Source organism: Francisella sp. SYW-9 (assembly GCF_008711465.1).
Taxonomy (GTDB): domain Bacteria; phylum Pseudomonadota; class Gammaproteobacteria; order Francisellales; family Francisellaceae; genus Francisella.
On record NZ_VXKQ01000025.1, the window covers coordinates 12739 to 30038 of the forward strand.

Below are 17300 nucleotides of genomic sequence, written 5' to 3' on the forward strand. Positions count from 1 at the left end.
CAAATGATGTTCGGTAGATATTTAAAATTAACTCTTGTAATATTTCTATTTCCTTTTTTTGCTGTTGCAAACAATGTTATTAAGCCTCCAGCTTTGCATAAAGGTGATACCGTGGCACTTTTAGCCTCAGCATCAGCTGTAACATCTGAGCAAATTCAAGACTCTTTAGGTAAGCTGCAATCTTTGGGTTTAAAGGTTAAATTAGGACACTATGTTAATCCTGTTTATCAGGATGGTTACTTTTCTGCTAATGCAAAGTATAGAGCGCAAGATTTAAATAATGCATTTGCTGATCCTAATATTAAGGCTATTTTCGAAGTTAGAGGTGGTTGGGGTAGTGCTCAGCTGTTACCATTAATTAACTATGAGCAGATAAAAAGAAACCCTAAAATAATAGTAGGGTTTAGTGATATTACTTCATTGCTTTTAGCTATAAATAAAGAAACGGGATTAATTACATTTCATGGACCGTTAGGTGTGGAAACTTGGCCAAACTTTTCTAGGAAATATATGAACGAAGTCCTTTTTGATTCTAAAAAAGTAACGTTTAAAAGTGTAACGCATGTGCAAACAATTTATCCTGGAAAAGCTGAGGGTGTTCTTTTAGGAGGTAATCTAAGCAATTTAGCAGCTTTAATTGGTACGAAATATGAACCTAACTGGAAGGGTAAGATTTTATTTGTAGAAGAAATTGATGAAAAGAACTATCAAATAGATAGGGTGATGAATCAGTTACAGCTAGCAGGTGTTTTAAGTAAGATTAAGGGCCTTGTTTTTGGTGGGTGTGCGAAATGTGAAAATCCAATCAAAAGACAACAAACACTAAAGGATATACTTAAATATTATTTAGTTAAAAATAAGATCCCTTCTTTTATGGGAGCAAGTTTTGGTCATGGTGAAAACAACTTTACACTACCTATCGGTGATAAAGTTGAGGTTGATGCTGATACAAGAACTATAAAGATGCTAGCTCCAGCTACTCAAGTACAAAATTAAATAATGTTAATGAGAATTATTTTCATTATTAATGAAAATTAATTATTCATTGCATCTAAAAATACTATAATGTTTTGTGTTTCGTTTTACTAAATCAAAAAAGGAGTATTCATAAAATGTCTGAAATCAACTTAAAAACAGGTTTGGCAGAGATGTTAAAAGGCGGGGTTATCATGGATGTTGTAAATGCACAACAAGCTGAGATAGCTCAGGAAGCTGGAGCTGTAGCTGTGATGGCTTTAGAAAGAGTTCCTGCTGACATTAGAAAAGATGGTGGTATAGCTAGGATGTCTGATCCTAAACTTATTAAAGAGATAATGTCTGTAGTTTCTATACCTGTAATGGCAAAAGCAAGAATTGGACATTTTGTTGAAGCTCAAATTTTAGAATCTTTAGGCGTTGATTTTATTGATGAAAGTGAAGTTTTAAGCCCAGCAGACGAGGTAAATCATGTTGATAAACAAAGTTTTAAAGTACCATTTGTTTGTGGTTGTACGAATCTTGGAGAAGCTTTAAGAAGAATAGGTGAAGGAGCAGCTCTTATTAGAACAAAAGGTGAAGCTGGTACTGGTAATATTGTTGAAGCTGTAAGACAGCTAAGACAAGTAACAAGAGATATAAACTATATCAAAAGTGCTGATCCAACAGAGTTAATGTCTATTGCAAAAAACATGCAAGCACCATATGAGCTTGTGAGATATGTTCATAGAGAAGGCAAGCTACCTGTACCAAACTTCTCAGCTGGTGGTGTTGCAACTCCTGCTGATGCGGCATTAATGATGCAGTTAGGAGCTGAGTCAGTTTTTGTAGGATCTGGTATATTTAAATCAGCTGATCCATTAAAAAGAGCAAAAGCTATAGTAAGTGCTGTTACTTACTACAATGATCCTAAGTTACTTGCTGAGGTTTCAACAGATCTTGGTGAACCTATGACTGGTATTAACTGTGATTTTGAAAAGTTCTCAGAAAGAGGCTGGTAAATGTCGAAAAAAGTAGGTGTCTTAGCAATTCAGGGAGCTTATGTAAAGCATAGTGATATGCTTAAATCTCTAGGAGCAGATGTAAGATTAGTAAAATCTAATAATGATTTTGACGATATTGATAGGCTTGTTATTCCTGGTGGTGAGAGCACTACACTTCTAAATGTGATAGAGAAACACTCGTTATTTGATAGGTTATATGATTTCTGTAGTAAAAATCCTGTTTTTGGTACTTGTGCAGGAAGTATTGTTCTATCGAAAGGCCAAGGCTACCTTGGTTTGATAGATCTAACTGTTGAGCGTAATGCTTATGGTAGACAGCTGGATAGTTTTGTTACAAATCTAGATTTTGATAATAAAAGTGTATCAGGGGTGTTTATTAGAGCTCCTAAGTTTGTGGCGGTTGGAGATAATGTGGATGTTTTATCTAACTATAATCAATCACCCGTCTTAGTCAGGCAGGGAAATATTCTAGTTAGTAGTTTTCATCCGGAGCTAACAAATGATGCCTCAATACATCAGTATTTCTTAAATATGTAACTTATTTCTGACATTTTTTACAGTAAAAAGTATTCCTTTGACCAATAACTAAACTTTCAATTTTTGTATTACAGGTATAACATTCTTGGTTTACTCTACCATAGACATTAAGTTGTTGAGTAAAGTAGCCGGGTTTTCCTTCAGTGTTTTTATAGTCTTTAAGAGTAGTGCCACCTTCTGCTATAGCTTTTTCTAATATTTTTTTTATAGATATTACGAGTTTTTCGGCTTCTTTTTTAGTAATAGTATTAGAGGCTCTGGTTGGTAATATATTACTATCAAAAAGTGCTTCACTTGCATAAATGTTACCGACACCAACAACTATAGAATTGTCCATAATTGTTTGTTTAATCTTTCTTGATGTTTTTGAAAGTTTTGTGAGTAAATATTTAGAGTTAAAATTATCTGTCAGAGGTTCGATACCGTGAGAAGCTAAAACTTTGTGTTGGAGTGGAGAATTATTGGTATTTATTAGCCAGTAACCAAACTTGCGGGGATCATTGTAAATTAGGCTAATATTGTCTGAAAGTCGTAATATTATATGATCATGTTTGATTCTATCATACTGATTTGTTTCTTTGATTTTTATAACGCCAGACATTCCTAGATGAATTATAAGTTGTAAATCATCTTTTAGTGTTATTATCAGATGTTTGCCTCTTCTTTGAACATTTCTTATTTCATTATTTTTAATATTTGATAACTGAGCATTCTTAACTGGGTAGCGTAGTTTTTCTGTATGTGTCTCTACATCAAGTATTTTTTTACCAATAATATTTTTAGTTAAGCCTCTTTTGACAGTTTCTACTTCAGGAAGTTCTGGCATAAATGTTATATTGTTATAAAAATTAATGTGAGTATATGATAACATAATATGCTATGCAGTAAGTTTACATTGTCAATTAACGTAGGATAAAAATGCGCCTAAATCAGCTTAAATCTTCTATACATAAAAGACTTAATCAATCTTATATCTATGATTGTAATAAAGAAATTGATTTTAGACAGTTTAAGAGCGGCTCGATAATTGTTGCTAATGATACCAGTATTATTAGTGTTTTAGCATTAAAAACATTTTTAGATAGTCAAAATATTACAGTGCTTGATACTTTTGACGAGCGAGCTAGAGGTCTAGAAAAAACCATGGAAAAGGCTGGTATTAGTTTTGTTGATCATATTAGTTTTTGGGATCATCAAGGTGTGCTGCTAGTTAATAAAAATCTTATTTCTCAATTAGAGCTAAATGATAATAGGTTTTTAATGTTTATTTGCGGTCCTGAAATGCCAAGTTTTCCTAAGCGTAAAAATTTAGATAGACAAGTATTTTTTGATATTTCTACTCTGCAAAGCTTAAGAACTCTAAATGAAGAGATGGAAGATTTATCTGTAAGAGCATGGGAAGAGTATTTACAGTTACTCAAAGCCCCAGCAGAAATATGGTTTAGGCAAATGTTAAATGCGAAAAACAATCTTGTCTTAACAGATACTACAGGAGTTAGTTTAGACGGTTATAAGTTTACAACTGGCGCTACATTGATGTCTAAAAAGCTTCAAGAAATTACCCAAGGTGAAGATAATGTTGGGATATGTTTACCTACAAGTGGTGGCGGCTACTTAGCAATTCTAGCGCTTATGATGAGTGCTAAATCAATAGTTAATCTTAATTACACTGCTTCAGAGGAGGCTTTAAGGCATGCGATTAAAAATGCTGATATTAAAACTATTATAACTTCTAGAGCATTTGTTGAGAAGCTTACGCATAAAGGTTTTTTTGTTGAAGAAGTGTTCTCAACTTGTAAAATTGTTTATCTTGAGGATATCAAAGCTAAAATTACAAAACTAGAGGCAATTAAAACTCTACTAAGCATGAAGCTTTTACCAGCAGACTGGATTGTTAAGAAATATATTAAGCCAACGAAACTGGAAGATTTATCTTTTATAATCTTTAGTAGTGGAAGTGAAGGCGTGCCAAAAGGTATTGCTATTAAACAGAAAAACCTTCTAGCAAACGTTTACCAAAGTACAAATGTTATTGAATGTAAAGATAACGACTCTGTAGCTGGTATATTGCCAATTTTCCATGCATTTGGTTTGACTATATCTTTAGTTTCGCTTTTTCAAGGAGGCTATATTGCATGCCATCCAGATCCAACAGATGCAAAAGGTGTAGCAAACTTAATTAGAAAAAATAAAACGACTGTACTTTGTGCAACACCAACATTTTTAAGAATATATACAAAAAATAAATCAGTCAAAAAAGAAGATTTTGCAACTATTAGGCTTATTATTACAGGGGCCGAAAAATTATCAAAAGAAGTTCGTTCAATGTTTGAAGAGAAATTTGATAAGGTAATTAATGAAGGTTATGGTACTACAGAGCTATCACCAGTTGCTGCAGTTAATAGACCAACCAAATCACCTAATAAGATAGGAACTGTCGGACTTACTGTGCCGGGTGGCCAGTTTAAAATTATACATCCAGAGTCTCATGAGGAGCTTCCAACTGGTACTGAGGGCATGATTATCTATAGGGGGGTTAATAAAATGGATTATTATCTTAATGACCCTAAAAAGACTGGTGAAGTTATGATAGAGAAATGTGGTCATATATGGTATATAACTGGAGATAAAGGCAAGATCGATGGAGAAGGCTATTTAACGGTTGTTGATAGATACTCTAGGTTTGCTAAAGTAGCAGGAGAAATGGTTAGTTTAGGTCTTCTTGAGCAAAAAGTTTATGATGCTTTGAGAGAAAAAGGCTATGATTCTCATCAAATTGACTTTGAAGTTCTAGCGGTAGCCACTTCAGATGCTAAACGAGGAGAGATAATTAGTTTGCTTTATACTTTGGAAAGTTTAGAACCAAGTGACCTAAAAGATATTGTTAGACATTCTGGTATAGAAAACTTATATAAACCAACAAATTATTTCAAAGTTATTGATATCCCTAAATTAGGGTCTGGTAAGACAGATTTCTCAAAGGCTAAGAAACTAACTAATGAATTAGTCAAGGCATAAAAAATGCATTTTTCAGTACTACTACAAGAATCAATTAATGATCTAGACATAAACCCAGAAGGTATTTATATTGATGCAACCTTTGGAAGAGGTGGCCATTCTAGAGCAATACTAAGTAAATTAAATGGTGGACGTTTAATAGCTTTTGATAAAGATCTTGATGCTATCAAATATGCTAATGATAATTTTGCGTTTGATAATTTTGAGATAGTTCATACAAGCTTCGCTAATATTCATAACTACTGTCAACAAAATGATCTTTTAGGTAAAGTTGATGGAATTATTATGGATCTTGGTGTCTCTTCACCACAGTTAGATAATGCAGATAGAGGCTTTAGTTTTATGCATGATGGTCCTTTAGATATGCGTATGGATACTACTAGTGGAGTTACAGCGAGTCAAGCTTTAGATGATTTATCTGTTGAAGATCTTGCTTATATATTTAAAGTTTATGGTGAGGAGCGTTTTGCAAAAAAAATTGCACAGAGAATAAAATCATATATACAAGAAAATGGTAGTATAAAAACTACTTTAGAATTATCTAACCTTATAAGAGAGACTATAGGTAAAAGGGAAAAGAAAAATCCAGCAACTAGATGTTTTCAAGCTTTACGAATTTACGTTAATAATGAACTAGGAGATTTGGAGGATTTGTTAGAGAATATTTTAGATGTTGTTAAAACTGGTGGTAGGATCGCAGCAATATCTTTTCATTCTTTAGAAGATAGAATTGTTAAACAAAGATTTACATCCTTGATTACTCCTAAGCAAGAAGTCAATCGTATTACTAGAATGTTGCCGCAAGATGACAGTCTTATAAAACTAAAGTGGATCACAAAGAAATCTAAGGCAAATCAAGATGAGCTAGATCAAAATGTACGCTCAAGGAGTGCTATTTTAAGGGTGGTAGAAAAACTATGATGTTAACAAACCGTCAAATTAGGATAAGACTTTTTGAGTCACTTAGAAATAGTTTTTTTAGAAAAACTGTCGGAATATCTTTTACATTGCTATTTATTTTATTAATAACAGCATTTAGTTTGATTGTTGTGCGTTTTGAGTACAAACTCCAATTAAACCAACAGAAAGATCTAATTGTTAAAGACTCTAAGCTAGATGAGGAGTGGAGTCAGATCGTTTTAGAATATAGTTCTTTAGCTGCGCCAACTGCTGTTGAGAAATTTGCAGAGAAAGAAAAAATGTCATTGCCAAATAAAAGTGATTTACGTTTTTTGAATGAGCAAGGGGAGGACTCGAATAATGGGTAACTATCGACCTAAGCTTAGATATTTTGTTGTTTTTGTTCTTTTAATTATAAGTTTTTTTGTATTGTTCTTTAAGCTTACCTATATGGAAACTATACAGCATCCAAGGTTAAAGCAAGAAGGGGATAATCGTAGTGATAGAAGTATAAATATAAAGGCCTATAGGGGAATTATAGTTGATAGGAATGGTAATCCACTAGCTATAAGTACTCCTGTTGATACTATATGGGTTGATCCATTTTATGTGAAAGCGAATAGTCTAGAACTAAAAAAGGTTATGGATATTTTAGATTTATCTAAAAAAGAAAGAGAAAAAATCGAAAGACAGGTTAAGCCTAGAGAAGGTCGTAGTGGCTTTGTATATATAAAACGTAAAGTTCAGCCATATTTATCGCAAAAAATTAAAGATCTTGATATCACAGGTATTCATGTAATACGTGAGTTTAAACGTTACTACCCTTTAGCAGAGGTAGCGTCGCAGATTGTTGGGTTTACAAATATTGATGGAAAAGGTCAAGAAGGTCTTGAGCTTGAATTTAATAAATTCTTGACAGGTCAAGATGGTTATTTTGAGTATAAGAAAGATCTTCACGGCGGTGTTGCATCTAAAAATGAAGACAAATATGTTGAGCCGAAAAATGGTCATAATTTACAGATAAGTATAGATTCTAGAATTCAATATATCGCATATAAATATTTAAAAGAGGGAGTTATTAAAACTAACTCTGAAGCCGGATCAGTAATTGTTGAGAATGTTCATACTGGTGAAATATTAGCAATGGCAAATTATCCATCGTATAACCCTAATAGTATGGCTGATGCATACCCTGATAGAAGAAGAAATAGAGCAGTTACTGATGTATATGAGTTAGGTTCAGTGATGAAGACTTTTGCTGCGGCTACTGCCCTTACTTATGGCGATAATGTTAGTTCTAGTGAACCTGTTATTGATACTCATCCAGGATATTATCGTATTGGTAGAAATACAGTGCGTGATGAAAGAGATTATGGTGATGCAGATCTTAGATATATTTTGATGAAATCAAGTAACGTTGGTATATCTAAGATGATCTTAAGCTTGACAGATCCAACTATACTAGAGTCATCCTTAAGAAATTTTGGTTTTGGTGATAAAACAGGTATAAAACTTCCTGGGGAAAGAGATGGCTATGTTCCTCCGACAGATCAATGGGGAGATTTCCAGCTTGCAACCTTATCATTTGGTTATGGGATGAATGCTACGGATTTACAGTTGGTAGCTGGAGTATCTGCAATTGCAAATGATGGTCAGTATATTAAACCAACAATTTTAAAAAGACAACCAGGAGAGCAAATCAATTCAAGGCCTGTGCTTTCTAAGAAAAACTCTAAAGAAATGATAAGTATGATGGAGTCTGTTGTCGAAGGTCTGGGTGGTACAGGTCCAAAAGCTAGAATTCCAATGTATCATGTTGCTGGTAAGACAGGTACTGCTAGGATGCTAGAAGGTGGAACTTATGGTGCTAAATATCTGGCAAGTTTTGTTGGGATTGTTCCTGCAAGTCACCCAGATTTGGCAATTGTTGTGACAATTAAAGATCCTAAAGGGGATCATTATGGAGGTGGTTCTGTATCAGCACCTGTCTTTGCAAATGTCGCTTTAAATAGTTTACAGATTCTAGGTATTGAACCAGATAATGTTAATAACTAAAACCTTTGTTTTTTAGATCTTTATGGTATATAATTGCGTGTTGGTAAACTGTTCCTTTGTGCGGTTTATCCGAAGTTAATTATAATCAAGAAACAAACGGAGAAAAGTTATGTTAACAGCTCAAGATAAGCAAAATATTATTAAAGAAAATCAACAGTCAGAAGGCGATACTGGATCACCTGAGGTTCAGGTTGCTCTTTTAACTGCAAGAATTAATGACCTTCAAGGTCACTTCGCAACTCATAAAAAAGACAATCACTCAAGAAGAGGTCTTTTAAGACTTGTAAGTCAACGTCGTAAATTATTAGACTATTTACATGGTAAAGATGTAGAAAGATACCGTAGCCTAATAAAAAAATTAAATCTACGTAGATAATAAAATCTCATCTTAGTTGTTCTTACATCGTATAAAATCAAAAAATAAGGTTAAACTGTGAAAATATTTAGAGAAGTCTTTGAATTAGGAAACAAAGAAATTGTTCTTGAAACAGGTGGTATGGCTCGTCAAGCAGACGGGTCTGTAACGGTAAGTTGTGGGAATAATGTTGTATTAGTTACTACAGTAGTTAAAAAATCTGTAGCTGAGGGTCAAGATTTTTTTCCATTATCAGTACACTATTTAGAGAAAACTTATGCTGCTGGCAAAATACCTGGCGGTTTTTTAAGAAGAGAAGGTAGACCTTCTGAAGAGCAAATACTTATTTCTAGGTTGATAGACAGATCTATTAGACCATCTTTTCCTGATGGCTTTTTCAATGAGATTCAAATAGTAGCTACTGTTGTATCTTATGATGGTTCATTTTCACCAGATATATTAGCACTAATTGGAGCCTCGGCTTCTTTAGCTATTACTGGTGCTCCTTATAACGATGTTATAGCAGGTGTGAGAGTTGGCTATATCAATGGTAAATATATTCTAAACCCTAATAAAGAAGACTTAAAAGAGTCTACTTTAGATTTAGTTGTTTCTGGTACTGATGATGCTATTCTAATGGTTGAGTCAGAAGCTAATAGTTTACCAGAATCGGTTATGCTAGGTGGTATTTTATATGCTCATAAGCATTTAAAGACTATTATTGAATCTATTAATAAACTTGCGAAAGTGGCAGCTAAGCCACCTATGGAATATTCTGTTTATCAAATAAACAAGGTTTTAAAATCACAAATTAAGTCGCAGTTTTTTGGTGAAATTAAGAATGCTTACACTATAGCGTCTAAGCAAGAAAGAAATATCAAGCTTAATGAAATTAGAAAAAGTGTTTTAGAGTTTATATTCTCTAGTGATGTTGATAGTGGTGAGTATAGTGAAAAAGAAATACTTGAAGCTTTCCATGATATAGAAAAAGATCTTGTGAGAGCAAATATCCTAGAAGGTAAGCCTAGAATAGATGGCAGATGTACAGAAACTATCAGACCAATTAATGTTAAGGTTGGGGTTTTACCTGGAGTACATGGATCAGCCTTATTTACTAGAGGTGAGACTCAGGCTTTAGTTGTTACTACATTAGGTAGTGATAGAGATGCTCAATTAGTAGAATCTTTGGATGGCATGGAAAAATCTAGATATATGCTACATTATAATTTCCCTCCATATTCTGTAGGTGAGTGTGGTATGGTAGGTATGGCACCAAAGCGTCGTGAAATTGGTCATGCTAATTTGGCTAAACGTGCGACACAAGCTGTCTTCCCTAACCAAGATGCATACCCATATGTTGTAAGAATTGTTTCTGAGATATTAGAATCAAATGGTTCCAGTTCTATGGCAACTGTTTGTGGTTCATCTTTATCTATGATGGATGCTGGTGTCCCAATAGCTGAGCCAGTAGCTGGTATTGCTATGGGTCTTATCAAAGATGGCTCAAAATATGCAGTATTATCAGATATCTTAGGAGATGAAGATCATCTTGGTGATATGGACTTTAAAGTTGCTGGTACTAGATATGGTGTTACAGCTTTACAGATGGATATTAAGATAAAAGGTATTTCTAGAGAAATTCTTGAGCAAGCTTTAGAGCAGGCAAGAGTTGGGAGATTACATATCTTAGGTATCATGAATGAAGTCATAAAAGAGCATAAAGAAGCAGTTTCTGATGTTGCTCCACAAATTCATGTAATGAATGTAAATCCAGCAAAAATTAAAGATGTTGTTGGTCGTGGAGGTTCTGTTGTAAAAGGCATTGTAGAAAAAACTGGTGCACAGATAGACACTAATGATTCAGGGGAAGTTAAAGTCTTTGCTAAAGATAAGGCTTCTTTAGATATGGCTGTTGCAATGGTTGAAGAGATAGTTGCTGAAGCTGAGGAAGGTCAAGTATATAAAGGTAAAATTGTTAAGCTTTTAGATTCTGGGGCTTTTGTTAACTTATTTGGAAAGCAAGATGGTTATTTACCTTTTGCAGATGTTGAACAAGCAGGTATTAAAACTAACTCTTTAGTCGAAGGTCAGGGTCTTGAAGTTGTAGTTCAAGCTATTGATAAGATGGGAAGAGTTAAGGTTGGTATAGTAGCGAGGTAATTTTTATGAGCGAAGAAGTTCAAAGTGTAGACCCAATAAACTTTACAGATGCAGCTTCTCTAAAAGTAAAAGAACTTATTGAAGAAGAAGGAGATAAGTCTCTTAGCCTTAGGGTATATATCACAGGTGGAGGTTGTTCTGGTTTTCAATATGCTTTTGCTTTTGATAATGAAGTAAAAGATGATGATATGGTTATTACAAAAAATGATGTACGTCTTCTTGTTGATTCAATGAGTTTCCAATATTTAGTAGGGGCGGATGTTGATTATAAAGATGATGTTGAAGGAGCATATTTTGTAATTAGAAATCCTAATGCGAAAACTACTTGTGGTTGTGGCTCATCTTTTTCTGTATAATTAAGTAATAAGTATTTCTAAATAAAAAGAGATTTATATGAAAATCGCTAATTTTGAAGTAGGGAATGGTAAGCCATTTTTCCTAATGTCTGGACCATGTGTGATCGAATCTGAGCAGATGGCAATGGATACAGCAGGTTATCTTAAAGAAGTAACTAATGATCTTGGAATTAATTTTGTTTATAAGTCATCTTTTGATAAAGCAAATCGCTCTTCTATTAATAGTTTTAGAGGCCTGGGTGTTGATAAAGGTTTAGAAATCTTATCAAAGGTCAAAAAAGCTTATAATGTTCCTGTTGTAACGGATGTTCATGAAGATACACCATTTGCTGAAGTAGCTGAGGTTGTAGATGTTTTACAAACTCCAGCTTTTTTATGTCGTCAAACAAACTTTATCTTAGATGTTTGTAAACAAGGTAGACCTGTAAATATTAAAAAGGGTCAATTCTTAGCCCCTTGGGATATGCAACATGTAGTAGCTAAAGCTAAAACTACAGGTAATGAGCAAATCATGGTTTGTGAAAGAGGAGCAAGTTTTGGATATAATAACTTAATTTCAGATATGCGTTCTCTTGAGATCATGAAAGATACTGGTTGTCCTGTAGTTTTTGATGCTACTCACTCGGTGCAGTTACCAGGTGGTCAAGGAAGCTCTTCTGGAGGGCAAAGAGAGTTTGTACCAGTGTTATCAAAGGCAGCTATGGCTGTTGGAATTGATGGTTTATTTATGGAAACTCATCCAAAACCAGATGAAGCTAAAAGTGATGGACCTAACTCATTTCCGATGTATAAAATAAAAGAGTTCTTAAGTCTTCTCCAAGAGCTAGATAATTTGATAAAAAATCAACCTAAGATAGAATTATAGGATTTATTAGTATGGCTGGTAAAGATGATGTTTTTATAATAGGAATTGTTGGTGGCTCTGGTTCTGGGAAAACTTTATTTTCAAATGAGATAATAAAAAAATTAAAATCAAAACATTTAAATAGAATAGCTGTTATTTCAGAAGACCGTTATTATAAAAATTGGGGGGAAATTGTAGGTTTTGAAGAGGCTTGCAAAATAAACTATGATCATCCCGATGCTTTTGATCATAAGTTACTAAGAAAAGATCTTGCTGATTTAATACAAGGTAATGACATACATATTCCTTATTATGACTATACAACGCACTCTAGAATAGAATCTAAAGCTGAAAAAATTGCTGCGGGAGTGAGTGTTATTATTCTTGAAGGGATTATGCTTTTTAATGATCGTAAACTTCTAAAAATGATGGATTTTAAGGTTTATATGGATACTCCTTCAGATCTGTGTTTTATCAGAAGATTAATGCGTGATCAAAATGAGAGAGGTAGAAGTGTTGACAGTGTTATAAACCAATATTTAGATACTGTTAGACCTATGCATATTAAATTTATTGAGCCTTCGAAGAGAAAAGCTGATATTATAATTCCAGATGGAGCTCAAAATAAAACTGTTATTGATGTGATATATAATAAAGTAAAACAATTATTAAAAAGAAATGGAGTAAAAAATGGCTAGAGTAACGATTGAAGATTGTTTAGATAAAGTAGAAACAAGGTTTGACTTAGTGGTTTTAGCTTCTATGAGAGCGAATAATATTTTAAAGAAAGGTTATTCAGAGTCTGTAGAAAATGAGAAAAAAGAAAAAGCGACTGTTGTAGCATTAAGAGAAATTGCTGAATCAGAGATAACAGCTGAGCAGATTCTTAGAAGTGAAGTAGAAGGCTAGTTTTTTTCGGAGATATTGTGGAAAATATATTGACTTACTTATAAAGCTCTATATAATATCAGTCTATCGGGTGCATAGCTCAGCTGGGAGAGCATCGCCCTTACAAGGCGAGGGTCGGGGGTTCGAACCCCTCTGCACCCACCACGATACGAAAGGCGGTTTCATACCGCCTTTTTTGTTTTTGTACTTTCAATTTACTAATATCAATTTGTTAACTAACTCTCTTTAAACATGCTAGAATTTTATCTAGATAATCAATTTTAAAGAGAGTTTTATGAAGAAGATAGTATTAACGTCATTATTTTTATCTATATCTATTTCAACACTTGCTTATGCAGATAGTTCAAAAAGTAATATTTGTCCTAGCAATTTAAAATATAAAAACATAAATATGAAAGATATGAGCTTTGAGTATGCTAAATATCAAGATCATATTTGTGCTACGTTAAAAGTTAATCTTGATAAAAATAAAACTTGGCAAGAGCAAGGAAGTGGTTGGTTTGCAGCAGGTTTTGGAGCTTCAACGATGAAAGGTGCTAATATGTTTATATTTGTTCCACAAAAATCTAACAATAAAGATGTTAAGTATAATGTCTTTGCTAACATTGGCGGTGGATATGGTCCAACAAAACCACTTAATACAAAACCAAAACAGGGTCAAATTGATGTTCTAGCATCCTCATTAGGAGAGGTTAAATTTGCTTTATATCCTAAGAAAGTAGCCAACCTTGCAGATAATGGTATTATTGATATGATCTTTTCACACTCTAAAGCTGGAGTTTATAAGTTTATACCACCTCATGTATCTGCTTATGGTGGTAAGAAAATGATTATAAAATAAATATTTCCTTTAAGTTGTATTTAACTACTTAATTAAATACAATTACCCTAATATATTTTAGTTAAATTATTTATGGGAAGAGCCAGAAGAAGAAAGCTCAAAGAAGGTATCTTTGAAGCTGAAATTGTATCATTAAGTCACGATGGTAGAGGTATAGCAAAAGTAGATGGTAAAACAACTTTTATACCTTTTACATTACCAGGTGAAGTAGTTAAGTTTGAATATACTTTTTCAAAAGCTAAGTTTGATGAAGCTAAAGCTGTAGAATACATTAAAAAATCTCCAGATAGAATAACTCCGAAATGTGATTTCTTTGAATTATGTGGAGGTTGTAATTTACAACATATGTCTAATAATGCTCAAATTGAGCACAAGCAAGAAACGTTATTAAATCAGCTTAAATATATTGGTGAAGGTGTACAGCCTGAAAATATCTTAGAACCTTTATTAACAGATAGTACAGAAGGATATCGTAATAAAGCACGTTTAGGAGTCAGATATGTTAGTAAGAAAGGTAAGATTCTAGTAGGCTTTAGAGAGCGTAATGGTAGATTCTTAGCAGAGATTGATAACTGTATAGTTCTTAATCCATTAGTTGGTGAAAAGATTAATGATATTGCTAAATTTATAGAAACTTTGTCGATATATAATCAAATTGCACAATTAGAAATAGCAATAGATGATCACTGTCCGGCGATTATTGTTAGGCATTTAGAACCATTTACAAATGAAGATTTGGCTAAATTAAGAGATTTTGGGCAGGAAAATAACTATTGGATATATTTGCAATCAAAAGGTCCTGATACTATTTATAGGCTTTATCCAGATAGAGATGTTTCGCCAACTAAGCTAAGTTACGAACCAATAGATGGGATCGAAATCGGTTTTGAACCAAATGATTTTACTCAAGTAAATAATGATATTAATCGAAAAATGATTAAGAAAGCTATAGATCTTTTAGATATATCAAAAGAAGATTCTATAATTGATTTATTTTGTGGCTTAGGTAATTTTACACTACCAATATCAAGATATGCAAAGTCTGTAATTGGTGTTGAAGGTGAATCAACAATGGTTCAAAGAGCTGTCGAAACAGCACAAAATAATAATATTTCAAATGTTAAGTTTTATGCTGCAAACCTTTTTGAAAGCTTTGAAGATAAAGAATGGTTCAATAATTTCCAATACAATAAGATGCTTCTAGACCCTCCAAGAGCAGGTGCCCAAGAGGTTTGTCAAGCTATTGAGAAATTTAATGTTGAGAGAATCGTTTATGTATCTTGTAATACCGCTACTTTAGCAAGAGATGCTGGTATTTTAGTAAATCAAAAAGGTTATAAGTTAGTAAGTGCTGGTGTTATGGATATGTTTCCTCATACTATGCATGTTGAATCTATTGCAGTTTTTGAAAAGGTTTAATGGAGAAGCTTATGTACATAGGTTTAGATATTGGTGGTACTAACATATCTGCAGGTCTTTTTGATCAAGATAAAAAATTACTAACAACAGCTAAAGTTAAATCAAAGGGTAAAAGTGATACAGATATTGTTTTAGGTCAGATTTTTAAAGTAATTAACAAGCTTATAGATGATTTAAATAAAGATAAAATAAAAGCTATTGGTATTGGTATAGCTGGATTTGTTGATTCTAAGCAAGGAGTACTTAAATTTAGTGCTAATATAAATTTAAATGGTGTAAATATTGTTAAAGAAGTAAGTCAAAAGTTTAATAATGTACCTGTTTTTCTAGAAAATGATGTCAACGTTGGTGTTATTGGTGAGTGGAAATATGGTGTAGGTAAAGGTCATAGAAATATTGTAGGTATTTTTGTAGGTACTGGTATCGGTGGTGGTCTTGTTATTAATGATCAATTCTTATATGGTGAAACTGGAGGCGCTGGAGCTGTTGGCCATGTGACTATCAATCCTCAAGGAGCGTATTGTCAAAGTTGTGGTTCACAAGGATGTGTTGAGACATATGCGGGAAAAGTGGGTATCGAAAATAGAATAATGAATCTGCATAAGAAAGGTATCAAAAGTATGCTAATTGATTCTGTCTTGGCAAATGATAATAAGCTAAAAGGATCTCATCTTAAAAAAGCCTTAGATGCGAAAGATTCCGTTGCTATAGATATTGCAAATACAGCAATGACTCACTTAGGTATAGCTGTAGCGAACTATATAAATTTAATGAACCCATCTTTAGTCCTTTTTGGTGGAGGGATTATGGAAGCTATAGGTCAGGATTATATAGATACTATTTACCAATCTTGTTCAAAATATGCTTTTAAAACAATGTTAGATGCATGTCAGTTAAAGATTGCTACTTTAGGTGACAACTCAGGTGTGTATGGAGCTATGGATATAGCGATTAATAGACTAGAAGGAAATTTATAATGCTTATAGGTGTAGATATTGGCGGCTCAAATATGGCCGCTGGATTATTTGATGAAAATAGAAACTTAGTAACAACAGCAAAAGTAAAATCAAAAGCAAAAGAGGCAACAGATGTTGTTATTGGTCAGCTATTTAAAGTCATTAATAAACTAATAGCAGAGATTCCCGAAGATAAAAAGCTTGAGGGTGTTGGTATTGGGATCGCTGGGCTAGTAGATAAAAGAACATCAGTAATCCGTAGAAGTGTTAACATTAATGTTAATGGAGTTAATCTCAAAAAGATTTTAGAAGAAGAGTATGGAGTGCTTGCTGAAATAGATAATGATGTTAATGTTGGTATCTTAGGTGAGGCTAAATATGGAGCAGGTGTTGGTTACGATGATATCGTTGGAGCATTTGTAGGTACTGGTATTGGTGGAGGCTTTGTACTAAATGGAAAGCTATATACTGGTAATAGTGGTTTAGCTGCTGAACTTGGTCACACTATTATTAAACAGGGTGGTTCATATTGTCCTGGTTGTGGTTCTCAAGGTTGTCTAGAGGCATATGCAGGTAAGGTAGGTATTGAGAAGAAGATAGAAAATTTAGCTAAAAAGAAGATTAAAAGCACATTAATTGAGTTAGTTACTGAAAATAATGGTAAGCTTAAAAGTAGTCATATGAAAAAAGCACTTGATGAAAATGATGAAATTGCTTTAGATATTTTATCAGAGGCTATGGAATATTTAGGTGCAGGTCTAGGAAGCGCTTTAAATATGATTAACCCTTCTATGGTGATTTTAGGTGGGGGAGTTATGGAAGCTATTGGAGAAAAATATCTTCATCAAATAAAAAGATCGGCAATGAAAAATTCATTTGCAGATATTTTTGCCGAATGTGACTTTAAATTAGCAAAACTTGGTGACCAAGCTGGTATTTATGGCGCTATGGAATTGGTTGCCCACTAATTT

General features: G+C 33.3%; 18 protein-coding genes and 1 tRNA gene. 18 read left to right on the top strand and 1 reads right to left on the bottom strand.

The window, feature by feature from the left end; genetic code table 11:
- Positions 1-3: 3 nt before the first annotated feature.
- From F3D62_RS09840 to pdxT, 3 genes are all read left to right on the top strand, one after another.
- Positions 4-996, top strand: coding sequence for an LD-carboxypeptidase (locus F3D62_RS09840; RefSeq protein WP_150468079.1), 993 nt, complete (start codon positions 4-6; stop codon positions 994-996).
- 116 nt (positions 997-1112) lie between these two features.
- Positions 1113-1976, top strand: coding sequence for a pyridoxal 5'-phosphate synthase lyase subunit PdxS (gene pdxS / locus F3D62_RS09845; RefSeq protein WP_150468080.1), 864 nt, complete (start codon positions 1113-1115; stop codon positions 1974-1976).
- Positions 1977-2516: a pyridoxal 5'-phosphate synthase glutaminase subunit PdxT gene (gene pdxT / locus F3D62_RS09850; RefSeq protein WP_150468081.1), complete on the top strand. Its 540-nt coding sequence runs from the start codon at positions 1977-1979 to the stop codon at positions 2514-2516. It begins immediately after the preceding gene.
- A gap of 1 nt (position 2517) precedes the next feature.
- Here pdxT and mutM read toward each other — a convergent pair whose 3' ends face one another.
- Complete coding sequence (gene mutM / locus F3D62_RS09855) at positions 2518-3342, bottom strand: bifunctional DNA-formamidopyrimidine glycosylase/DNA-(apurinic or apyrimidinic site) lyase (protein ID WP_150468103.1); 825 nt, start codon at positions 3340-3342, stop codon at positions 2518-2520.
- 92 nt (positions 3343-3434) lie between these two features.
- Here mutM and F3D62_RS09860 point away from each other — a divergent pair, with 92 nt between their 5' ends.
- From F3D62_RS09860 to F3D62_RS09930, 15 genes are all read left to right on the top strand, one after another.
- Complete coding sequence (locus F3D62_RS09860) at positions 3435-5534, top strand: AMP-binding protein (protein WP_150468082.1); 2100 nt, start codon at positions 3435-3437, stop codon at positions 5532-5534.
- Between the two features lie 3 nt (positions 5535-5537).
- On the top strand, positions 5538-6455 hold the full coding sequence (gene rsmH / locus F3D62_RS09865) for a 16S rRNA (cytosine(1402)-N(4))-methyltransferase RsmH (protein ID WP_150468083.1): 918 nt from the start codon (positions 5538-5540) through the stop codon (positions 6453-6455).
- Positions 6452-6802, top strand: coding sequence for a cell division protein FtsL (ftsL, locus tag F3D62_RS09870; RefSeq protein WP_150468084.1), 351 nt, complete (start codon positions 6452-6454; stop codon positions 6800-6802). The genes rsmH and ftsL overlap by 4 nt, the downstream gene beginning before the upstream one ends.
- Complete coding sequence (locus F3D62_RS09875) at positions 6795-8489, top strand: peptidoglycan D,D-transpeptidase FtsI family protein (RefSeq protein ID WP_150468085.1); 1695 nt, start codon at positions 6795-6797, stop codon at positions 8487-8489. Before ftsL ends, F3D62_RS09875 begins: the two co-directional genes overlap by 8 nt.
- A 109-nt stretch (positions 8490-8598) precedes the next feature.
- The gene (gene rpsO / locus F3D62_RS09880; RefSeq protein WP_072711734.1) at positions 8599-8865 is read left to right on the top strand and encodes a 30S ribosomal protein S15; all 267 of its coding nucleotides are present in this window, start codon (positions 8599-8601) and stop codon (positions 8863-8865) included.
- A gap of 57 nt (positions 8866-8922) precedes the next feature.
- On the top strand, positions 8923-11004 hold the full coding sequence (pnp, locus tag F3D62_RS09885; RefSeq protein WP_150468086.1) for a polyribonucleotide nucleotidyltransferase: 2082 nt from the start codon (positions 8923-8925) through the stop codon (positions 11002-11004).
- 5 nt (positions 11005-11009) lie between these two features.
- The gene (gene erpA / locus F3D62_RS09890; RefSeq protein ID WP_072711738.1) at positions 11010-11360 is read left to right on the top strand and encodes an iron-sulfur cluster insertion protein ErpA; all 351 of its coding nucleotides are present in this window, start codon (positions 11010-11012) and stop codon (positions 11358-11360) included.
- Between the two features lie 37 nt (positions 11361-11397).
- Entirely contained in the window at positions 11398-12225 is an 828-nt protein-coding gene (gene kdsA, locus F3D62_RS09895) for a 3-deoxy-8-phosphooctulonate synthase (protein WP_150468087.1), read from the top strand.
- Positions 12226-12236: 11 nt separating this feature from the next.
- Positions 12237-12902: a uridine kinase gene (udk, locus tag F3D62_RS09900; protein WP_150468088.1), complete on the top strand. Its 666-nt coding sequence runs from the start codon at positions 12237-12239 to the stop codon at positions 12900-12902.
- On the top strand, positions 12895-13113 hold the full coding sequence (gene rpoZ / locus F3D62_RS09905; RefSeq protein ID WP_150468089.1) for a DNA-directed RNA polymerase subunit omega: 219 nt from the start codon (positions 12895-12897) through the stop codon (positions 13111-13113). The genes udk and rpoZ overlap by 8 nt, the downstream gene beginning before the upstream one ends.
- 68 nt (positions 13114-13181) lie before the next feature.
- Positions 13182-13257: transfer RNA gene (locus F3D62_RS09910), tRNA-Val, on the top strand.
- 130 nt (positions 13258-13387) lie between these two features.
- Positions 13388-13954 carry a hypothetical protein gene (locus tag F3D62_RS09915; protein ID WP_150468090.1) on the top strand — a complete coding sequence of 189 codons (567 nt, stop codon included), beginning with the start codon at positions 13388-13390 and terminating at the stop codon, positions 13952-13954.
- Positions 13955-14026: 72 nt separating this feature from the next.
- Complete coding sequence (gene rlmD, locus F3D62_RS09920; protein ID WP_150468091.1) at positions 14027-15373, top strand: 23S rRNA (uracil(1939)-C(5))-methyltransferase RlmD; 1347 nt, start codon at positions 14027-14029, stop codon at positions 15371-15373.
- Positions 15374-15384: 11 nt separating this feature from the next.
- Positions 15385-16350, top strand: a complete 966-nt coding sequence (locus F3D62_RS09925) for an ROK family protein (RefSeq protein WP_150468092.1) — start codon at positions 15385-15387, stop codon at positions 16348-16350.
- Complete coding sequence (locus F3D62_RS09930; RefSeq protein WP_150468093.1) at positions 16350-17297, top strand: ROK family protein; 948 nt, start codon at positions 16350-16352, stop codon at positions 17295-17297. The genes F3D62_RS09925 and F3D62_RS09930 overlap by 1 nt, the downstream gene beginning before the upstream one ends.
- Positions 17298-17300 lie beyond the last annotated feature (3 nt).